General features: G+C 42.2%; 11 protein-coding genes and 1 pseudogene. 8 read left to right on the top strand and 4 right to left on the bottom strand.

Features of this window, described 5'->3' with window-relative positions; genetic code table 11:
• Positions 1–687, top strand: a pseudogene (locus tag VF500_RS12745) (cytochrome C biogenesis protein); the annotation flags it as partial.
• A 10-nt stretch (positions 688–697) separates the two neighbouring features.
• On the top strand, positions 698–1,405 hold the full coding sequence (locus VF500_RS12740; protein ID WP_330860036.1) for a phytanoyl-CoA dioxygenase family protein: 708 nt from the start codon (positions 698–700) through the stop codon (positions 1,403–1,405).
• Between the two features lie 3 nt (positions 1,406–1,408).
• Here VF500_RS12740 and VF500_RS12735 read toward each other — a convergent pair whose 3' ends face one another.
• Positions 1,409–1,795: a hypothetical protein gene (locus tag VF500_RS12735; RefSeq protein WP_330860035.1), complete on the bottom strand. Its 387-nt coding sequence runs from the start codon at positions 1,793–1,795 to the stop codon at positions 1,409–1,411.
• A 12-nt stretch (positions 1,796–1,807) separates the two neighbouring features.
• A complete protein-coding gene (locus VF500_RS12730) occupies positions 1,808–2,728 on the bottom strand; it encodes an alpha/beta hydrolase (RefSeq protein ID WP_330860034.1) in 921 nt (306 codons plus the stop codon).
• An 82-nt stretch (positions 2,729–2,810) separates the two neighbouring features.
• On the opposite strand from VF500_RS12730, the gene VF500_RS12725 reads away from it, so the two are divergent.
• The 6 genes from VF500_RS12725 to VF500_RS12700 all read left to right on the top strand — a co-directional run bounded on the left by VF500_RS12725 (position 2,811) and on the right by VF500_RS12700 (position 6,564).
• Positions 2,811–3,593: a Rossmann-like and DUF2520 domain-containing protein gene (locus VF500_RS12725; protein WP_330860033.1), complete on the top strand. Its 783-nt coding sequence runs from the start codon at positions 2,811–2,813 to the stop codon at positions 3,591–3,593.
• Positions 3,594–3,612: 19 nt separating this feature from the next.
• Positions 3,613–3,945, top strand: a complete 333-nt coding sequence (locus tag VF500_RS12720) for a 2Fe-2S iron-sulfur cluster-binding protein (protein ID WP_091211301.1) — start codon at positions 3,613–3,615, stop codon at positions 3,943–3,945.
• 91 nt (positions 3,946–4,036) lie between these two features.
• Positions 4,037–4,279 carry a Fe-S cluster assembly protein IscX gene (gene iscX, locus VF500_RS12715; protein WP_330860032.1) on the top strand — a complete coding sequence of 81 codons (243 nt, stop codon included), beginning with the start codon at positions 4,037–4,039 and terminating at the stop codon, positions 4,277–4,279.
• Positions 4,280–4,449: 170 nt separating this feature from the next.
• Positions 4,450–4,971, top strand: a complete 522-nt coding sequence (locus tag VF500_RS12710) for a KdsC family phosphatase (protein WP_091211302.1) — start codon at positions 4,450–4,452, stop codon at positions 4,969–4,971.
• Positions 4,972–5,097: 126 nt separating this feature from the next.
• Entirely contained in the window at positions 5,098–5,670 is a 573-nt protein-coding gene (locus VF500_RS12705; RefSeq protein ID WP_330860031.1) for a Maf family protein, read from the top strand.
• Positions 5,671–5,895: 225 nt separating this feature from the next.
• A complete protein-coding gene (locus VF500_RS12700; RefSeq protein WP_330860030.1) occupies positions 5,896–6,564 on the top strand; it encodes a DUF4136 domain-containing protein in 669 nt (222 codons plus the stop codon).
• A gap of 51 nt (positions 6,565–6,615) precedes the next feature.
• Here VF500_RS12700 and VF500_RS12695 read toward each other — a convergent pair whose 3' ends face one another.
• Together VF500_RS12695 and VF500_RS12690 are read right to left on the bottom strand one after the other, a co-directional pair.
• The gene (locus tag VF500_RS12695) at positions 6,616–6,816 is read right to left on the bottom strand and encodes a hypothetical protein (protein ID WP_330860029.1); all 201 of its coding nucleotides are present in this window, start codon (positions 6,814–6,816) and stop codon (positions 6,616–6,618) included.
• A 16-nt stretch (positions 6,817–6,832) separates the two neighbouring features.
• Positions 6,833–8,203 (bottom strand): T9SS type A sorting domain-containing protein (locus VF500_RS12690; RefSeq protein WP_330860028.1); only part of this gene is annotated, 1,371 nt, incomplete at its 5' end.

Here is an 8,203-nt window from a genome sequence, read left to right as displayed (position 1 = left end):
TACCATTTTTACAGGGTTGATTATAAAAAGTTTGATGCCAATGGCAAAGTGTTGGAAAACTTTGTGCTTAAACCAAAAGTACAAGCCAGCCGCGATGCGGGAATGTCTTCATCGCCTGATACCAAGCATTACCTGTTAAATGACTTGTATACACACGTTACTGCCATTCCGAGCGAAGGTTTTGCCATGCAGGGCGAGGCCGGGCACGACGAAGGTAACGATGATAAAAACTATGACGAACCTGTAGCCCATGAGGTGGCTGTCGGTGATACCATCAGGTACCGAGATGGCTTTATGCTGGTTAAGTCGTTAAACAAACAGGCTACCGTACAAAATATTCCCCTTACTGCTAACGATGTTGCTATTGGTGCCAATATAGAAGTACACGCCCGTGATGGTAAGGTGTATACAGCCGAACCAGTATTCATGATCAGGGGTGGTAACGTGTTTGATTTTGCCCGTAAGGTTGACGATGCCGGTTTGAAACTACGTTTTTCAAGGATCAACCCTGAGAATAAAAAGGTGGAGATCACTGTTTATCAGCAGCCTCAAAACAAACGCCCATGGATTGTGATGCGCGCTATCAGCTTCCCATATATCAACTTTTTCTGGAGTGGTACTATCATTATGGTGATCGGCTTCCTGCTTTCTATCCAAAGGCGTAATAAAGAACTTAAAACAGTTTAAATTCTGTTAGATGGATTTAACCGGGCACCGGTATAATATAGCTCATGACGGATTTACCGTAGTAGAGGATATTTATACCGGTGCCGAAGTTAATACCATTATCAACGCCATTGAATCTGCCGATAGATCAGGTCCGCTATTCCGTCAAACCGATGATGTATTTGCCATAAGGCAGTTTCTGAAGGCTGTTCCGGATGTTGCTCCTCTTTTATTTAATGACAATCTAAAAAGCGTTGTTTCCAATATTTTTGGCGAAGGATATTTCGCTGTTAAATCTATTTATTTTGATAAGCCCGGATCATCTAACTGGTTTGTGGCCTGGCACCAGGATTTGACCATCTCTGTGGATAAGAAAATGGATATAGCAGGTTATGGCCCCTGGACCGTTAAACATAACCAGTTTGGTGTACAGCCACCAATAGATATTTTGCATGATAACTTCACTATCCGCATTCATCTGGATGATACCGACGAAGGTAACGGGGCGTTGAAGGTGCTGCCCGGTTCACATCTAAAAGAGATCTATCGCCCTGAAAATATCGACTGGCAACAGGAAACTGAAGTAAGCTGCAATGTACAGGCTGGCGGTATCATGATCATGAGGCCATTGCTTATGCACGCGTCAAGCCGTACTACCAATAATAAAAAGAGGAGGGTTGTGCATATAGAGTTTAGCAGGGCTGAATTGGCGGAAGGGATTGATTGGGCGGAAAGATAAGTTTTAAGCAGGGTGCACCCAGGTTAAAATTGGTGCGGAACCACTAATAACATCAGTAATGTCATCATTGCTGCCAATGAGATAATGAACAGGATTTATCTCGTCATAAACGCCATTAGTTTCTTCTTTTATCCACCTCAAATAACTGGTATCATTGGAGTAATTCAACCCGTTTTGAAATTTGTCTTTATATAAAGACTTGATTCTGAATGATTCGTTCGTGTTCCTAAATGAGAGATGATTCTTAAATGTAATATTTAAAACAGGATCTTTTTCGTTTAGGCCTTTTAATGAGATAATAAGATTACCATCGAGATAGCTTATACCTTCAAGATATTTGTTCTCGGTAATTGATTTGCCTGGTTCCCATATTTCAAATACATCTATCATAAAACAATATTATTACCCTTTCAAAAACGAAAAGATCTTGGCATTTACCGTATCAGCTTTTTCAATCATTGGTAAATGTGCTGCGCCATCAACAGGGAAAAAATCAACTTTCAATACGCTACGGATGGAGTCGCTGAACCGTGGTGGTAATGTTTTATCTGCCTTACCCCATATCAGCAGTACATTTTTTCCTGCACTGTTCAAGCAGGTGTTGCTTTGTTTGCCATTTTGGTGGTAATTGTACATGGTTGAAACCAGCGCGTTTCTGAAGCCTTTGTATCCCATTTGAGGCAGATAGCGCTTAACCCATTCAGGGTGGTTCTTAGGGTATAGAAAATCAGTCGTTTGTCCGTTTGCCCTTTCATCGGAGTTTACGGCTTCATTATACAGGGTGAAATATTGCGGCGATGCCGGCTTTTTTTGCTCATATACCGGGTCAACAAGGATCACTTTATTTATAATGTCGGGGTGGCTGCAGGTAAAGTTGGTTACTACGGCACCGCCAAATGATACGCCTGCTAAATTTATTTTCCCGCTTAACTTAAGTTGATGAATGAGATCGAGCAGTTGTGTATTGTAAAACTCCTGGGTATAGGGAACATTGGGCCTGTCTGAGTAACCGCGACCATACATATCATAACGTAATACTTTGTATCCTTTTTTTACAAGATATACATAAGTATTATCCCATATATAATAAGGCACGCTAAAGCCATGTACAAGGATAATAACTTCGGCACTGTCAGGGCCTTCAAGCTGATAGTGGGTTACGCCCTGGCTTAGTTTAATGAAGCTTCCGGGAATGTTTTTGCGGCCGGCGTCTGTTAAGGTTTTGGTTTCTTTATTGTTATATCTATAGAAGCCGTAAAGGATCAATGACGAGGCCCCGACAAGAAATATCACAATTATTATGCTTACTTTAAGTATTTTCATGCGGTATTAGATGTTGGTTCCTAAAATACAGAAATATTTATACTACAGTTAGTTAAATAATTATATCCATTGTAAAGATTATATGAACATTACCATAATAGGCTCAGGCAACGTCGCCACGCACATGGCGGCAGCTTTTAAAAATGCCGGCCACCGTATTTTGCAGGTGTACAGCCGCGACATGCAGCATGCTGCACTGCTGGCCTACCATGTAGGCGCTGAAGCTATCGACAACCTCGACAATATCAATCCCGATACCGGGTTATTTGTTGTTTCGGTTAAGGATGATGCCATAACAACTGTTGTTAAAGTGCTATCCGCCCATAAAAAATTAATAGTACATACATCGGGTTCAACCGATTTGAACAGTTTGCTGGCTTTTACACCAAATGCCGGTGTTTTTTATCCCCTGCAAACGTTTAGCAAGATAAGAGAGGTTGATTTCAGATCTGTCCCGCTCTGTCTTGAAGGTGCTGATGATCATATTCTTGCCGATTTAAAACAGCTTGCGTTTACCATCAGCAATAATGTATATGTCGTTAACTCTGCCCAGCGAAAAATATTGCACCTGGCAGCCGTATTTGCCTGCAACTTCCCTAATTATCTGTATGGTGTTGCGCAGCAGTTGCTGGCGCAAAATCAAATGGAGTTTAGCATGTTGCGCCCGCTGATCCTGGAAACTGCACAGAAGGTACTTGAGCAGGAACCTCGTAATGTGCAAACCGGTCCGGCGGTGCGTAACGATGAGGGTACTATGCTCACCCATATACAGATGCTGAGCGATATGCCTATGTTACAGGAGGTTTATACTTTATTAAGTCAGGGTATTATCAAAAACAATAAAGGACTTACGGCAGACGAGTAATTTTGTTACTTTTGCCTAAATGAACATTTATAAAATAAAGGTCAATTTCGAGGAAAAAGGGCACGAAAGTGTTGAGTTGCCAATTGCCGAGGGAGAATCTGTATTAGACGTATGCCTGGAAAACGGCATTGAACTACAGCACAATTGCGGTGGTGTTTGCGGCTGCAGCACCTGCCATGTTTACGTAAATAAAGGGATGGATAACATCCAGGAGATATCTGATAAGGAAGAGGATTTTATTGACAGGGCAGTTAACCCGCGGATCAATTCACGTCTGGGTTGCCAGTGTGTGATTGTTGATGGTGATATTGAAGTTACCCTGCCTGATCAGTCGCAGTTTTTAGGCCACTAATATTTGCATTAATCCGTTTAAAACAACAAACAAAACGTATAACTTACAACGTATTAGCGTAACCCTGGGGTAGTACGTAAAATCAATAAAAATGAGCGATAATAAATTTGCCTTGCCAATTCACTGGAATGATTATGAAGATATTGCCATCGAACTTTATGAAAAGTTTGGTGCCGAGTTTGACGAATCAAAAATATACCGCATCCGTTTTACCGAGCTACTGGAGTGGGTATTGAGCTTGCCAAATTTTGCCGGTAGCCGAGCCGAATCAAACGAAGGTCACCTGGAGCAGATCCAATCGGCCTGGGTATATGAATGGCGCGATAATCAATAGTTCAGTTTGCAGTTTTGAGCTGGCAGTTTAAGCTGCGGCTTTAACAGTTAGCATGGTTTAAAGCAATTCTGCGGGCAGAAGGAATAAGTTAAATCACCATAATAATCGATGAAACTCCAACAAAAAAATATTGGTGAAATCAATCAATTGTCGGTGAAATCAAAAAAATAATGGAATCGTTCCTGAATAAATTAAAAGATATTACTACCCTCATTTTTGATGTGGATGGTGTTTTGACCGATGGCTCTGTTTTTGTAACAGAATCGGGAGAACAAAGCCGCGCCTTTAACATTAAAGATGGTTACGCGCTGCAATTGGCCGTTAAGTGCGGATATAATGTTTGCGCAATATCGGGCAGCCGCTCAAAAAGTGCTATGTACCGTTTAAACAGTCTTGGGATCCAGGATGTTTATATGGGTACGCATACTAAATCGCAAAGGTTTAAGATCTACCTTGAAGAAAAAAGTATCATAGCCACTAATGTGTTGTATATGGGCGATGATATTCCTGATCTGGAAGTAATGAAGCTTGCAGGTTTACCTGTTTGCCCTGCCGATGCCGTTGAAGAGATCAAAGCAGTTAGCGCCTATGTATCGCCTTATGGCGGTGGTAAGGGCTGCGCCCGCGATATCATCGAAAAAGTGCTCAAGGTCCAGGATAAATGGATGAGCAAACAGGCCTATAGCTGGTAAGGCTTACAGAAAAAAAAGATATGTCATTGCGAGGTGCGAAGTAATCGCGAACTTTGCAGCTCCGCTCTGTATAGCATGCGATTGCCACGCTATCGCTCGCAATGACATGAAAAATAACAATTCAACATGCACAATATTCCCCCCGTAATCCTCGCATCAAAATCACCAAGACGTCAGGAGCTGCTTGGGCTCATGGATGTCGATTTCAGGGTTGTGCTCAAAGATGTTGATGAATCATATCCCGAAGGATTAACCCCGCCCGAAGTTGCTTTACATATAGCCCGAAAAAAGGCAGAAGCATTTGATGAAACAGTAGGGGATGAGGTTGTGCTTACTGCCGATACCATAGTTTGTATAGACGGCCTGATATTGGGCAAGCCCGAAACCCGCGAACATGCTATTGAAATGTTGCAAAGGTTGTCGGGGCGTGTACACCAGGTAATAACCGGGGTATGTTTACTGCACAAAGGGCTATACAATAATTTTTACGATGTTACCGAAGTGTTTTTCCGCAAGCTGTCTGACGCGGAGATCATCAATTATATAGATAAATATCAGCCGCTTGACAAAGCCGGATCATACGGTATCCAGGAATTGATAGGCTTGATAGGTATTGAGCGGATTGAGGGCTCCTATACCAACGTTGTTGGCTTACCTACCCAAAAGGTTTATGCCCAGTTGATTGCGTTAAATAAATAACCCGAAATATTTATTTGATAAAGGCAATAGTTTTGCTACCCTTCTTGCCCTTTCGTATTTGGGCTATTTAACGCCTGGAATATCTTATTCGTCGTGACAATTTCGCTAAACATCGTTACTTTTTGATATAGCGGGTTTTCTCAGCATATTTAAATAAATAATTATTTAAATTAAACCTTTATTTCCTGCACTGTCTAATGTCTAAATAAATGGGAGTAATTTGTCATGAAGAAAACTATTAATACAGGGTTGGTGTTACTGCTGGTGGCCACCTTGTCTGCTTGCAGCAGTTACAATTATTACACCGCAGCCCGTAACAAAACAGATTTATCCGCTTACCGTACATTTGCCTGGCTACCTCCTGCAACCATGACCAATAAAGCCGGCGCAGTTGTAAAAAAGGAAGTGGCAGATGAAAGAGTTAAGGATGCGGCTATTTCGGCACTGGAAAACAAAGGGCTGAAATTTCAGGAAAACAACCCCGATTTAATGGTGAGTTATACCACAGTTACCGGCAGGGGTATGAAAACTGAATTTTACCCTTCCTACTACGGCGGTTATCCCGGCTTTGGTTTGGGATTTGGCTGGGGTTGGGGCGGTGGCTGGGGCTATCGTGGATTTTACGGCGGCGGCTGGGGCTGGGGATATCCTTATGGTTATGGCTACGGCTATGGCGGCGGTGGTTATGCCCGTGTGCCTTACAAAGAGGGAACGCTGATCATTGACATTATGGACGCCAGATCGCGCAAATTGGTTTGGCGTGGCTTTGGTGTTGGTGAGCTCCACAATCCGCAAAGAACTGTAAAAGAATTGCCAAAAGTAGTTAGCGGCATTATTGAACAGTTGGAACTTAACCAGGTACAGCAACCTCAGGTGCCAATGAAAAAGGCATAAAAAATTTGCTGATCAATTTTATTGAACTAAATGCAAAAATCCCTTTGGGCGTTAAGCCTGAAGGGATTTTTGTTTGCGATATAAATGAATTGCAGCAAAGGCAAATGTAGCTACAGCTAATACGATAACCCAGGTATCAAGCGGGCAGAACGCGTCGTCATCTGCGTTATCGCAATTATAATCTATCTGAGCAAAACAACTTACGGTTGCTATTACCCAAATAAGACTGGTAAAAAAAATCTTCTTTATCATATGCGCAAATCGCTTTTTATAGTTTTACAAATTTACCGGTGCCAATCAACTGCTTGGTTTTGTTGTCAATAACCCTTATAATGTATGTTCCGGGCACAAAGCTGGCCACGTTGTTTTTCCAGTACAATTGAGTAATATTTACTGTCTTCAATAGCACACCACTACTGTTAGTTAACTGAATATTATAGTTGGCCGATGAGTTGGTTTGGGATATGGTTAAGTTTACGGTTTCGTGTACAGGGTTTGGATATATGGTAAGCAGGTTGTTGCTTATGTTACTTTGAGTATTTGCATACATCAACGGTAACTCTTTTGACAGGGTGATATCATTGTTTAAATCAGTTAACTGAACGCGGTACTTATTTAAACCCTTTGCCGGGTCGGGGTCGGTATATGAATAGGTACCTAAACCGTTCGATTGTATAACATTCAGGCCCTCCCAGGTTTTGCCATTATCAATGCTTCTTTGCAGGTTAAATGAAGTATAGTTTGCCTCATTTTCAACAACCCAGGTTGTTTTGGCCCCATCACTTACTTTTACAGCATTAAAGTCAATTAGTTTTAGGGCCAGCGCCGGATTTTGGCGCATTACTAGCTGAAAGCGGTCTTTCCCAAAAGTAGCCGGCGTGCCTTTATCAATATTATAGCTGTAAGCGTTGTTGTGTTTCAGATCTACTGAATCTTTGGTGAAATTATCCTTAAGCCATACTTCATAAATAGCCGGCAGATCTTTAACATCAGCTAATTTGATTTTATATGGCCCTGATGTTGTGGCATCTGCAAAGAGAGGGACTATCGCCTGGGTTTTTCCGGGTAGCGGACGATGGTGGATGCTTGTTTTTACGCTATCGCTTGTAAATGCCGAAAAACTTTCCAATGCGCCGTTCCCGCCAAGGTCTTCAGCATCTTTATTCTTATCGAAATTGGCAGTAGCCCATTTATCAAAAACCAGTGCAATGCCGTCAAAATTGGCCTCGTCTTTTTCAAGCAGGAGGTGCATAACGGGGCTTGGTTGCGAAACTGGTTCGCTTACACTGGCAGCGGCAATAGGAGTATTTGCGGCGCTCATGAGGGCTTTATTGCCGGTGCCTAAAGCCTGTGCAATAGGTGTTTTGCCTTGCGGTAAGCTGAAGACCCCGGTAAGTGTAGTTGATGAAGGCTGGGTAGTTACCTTGGCCGATTCTCTGAAAGTTAAAGCCTGTCCACTACCGTTAGCTATAACAAAAAAACCTTGTCCGCTTGCTATCATATTGCTTGCCGCGCCGCCCGTTACGCTTTGTACACCGGGATTAACGGTAGTAGTAGTGTCGTTAACAGAAGTGATCTGCCCCGCGTATTGTTGATAGCTTTCGTAATTTTTGGTTGTTAAATTGTACACCCATATAAA

This window comes from Mucilaginibacter sp. (assembly GCF_036383575.1).
GTDB lineage: Bacteria > Bacteroidota > Bacteroidia > Sphingobacteriales > Sphingobacteriaceae > Mucilaginibacter.
This window is presented reverse-complemented; position numbering and strand designations above follow the sequence as displayed.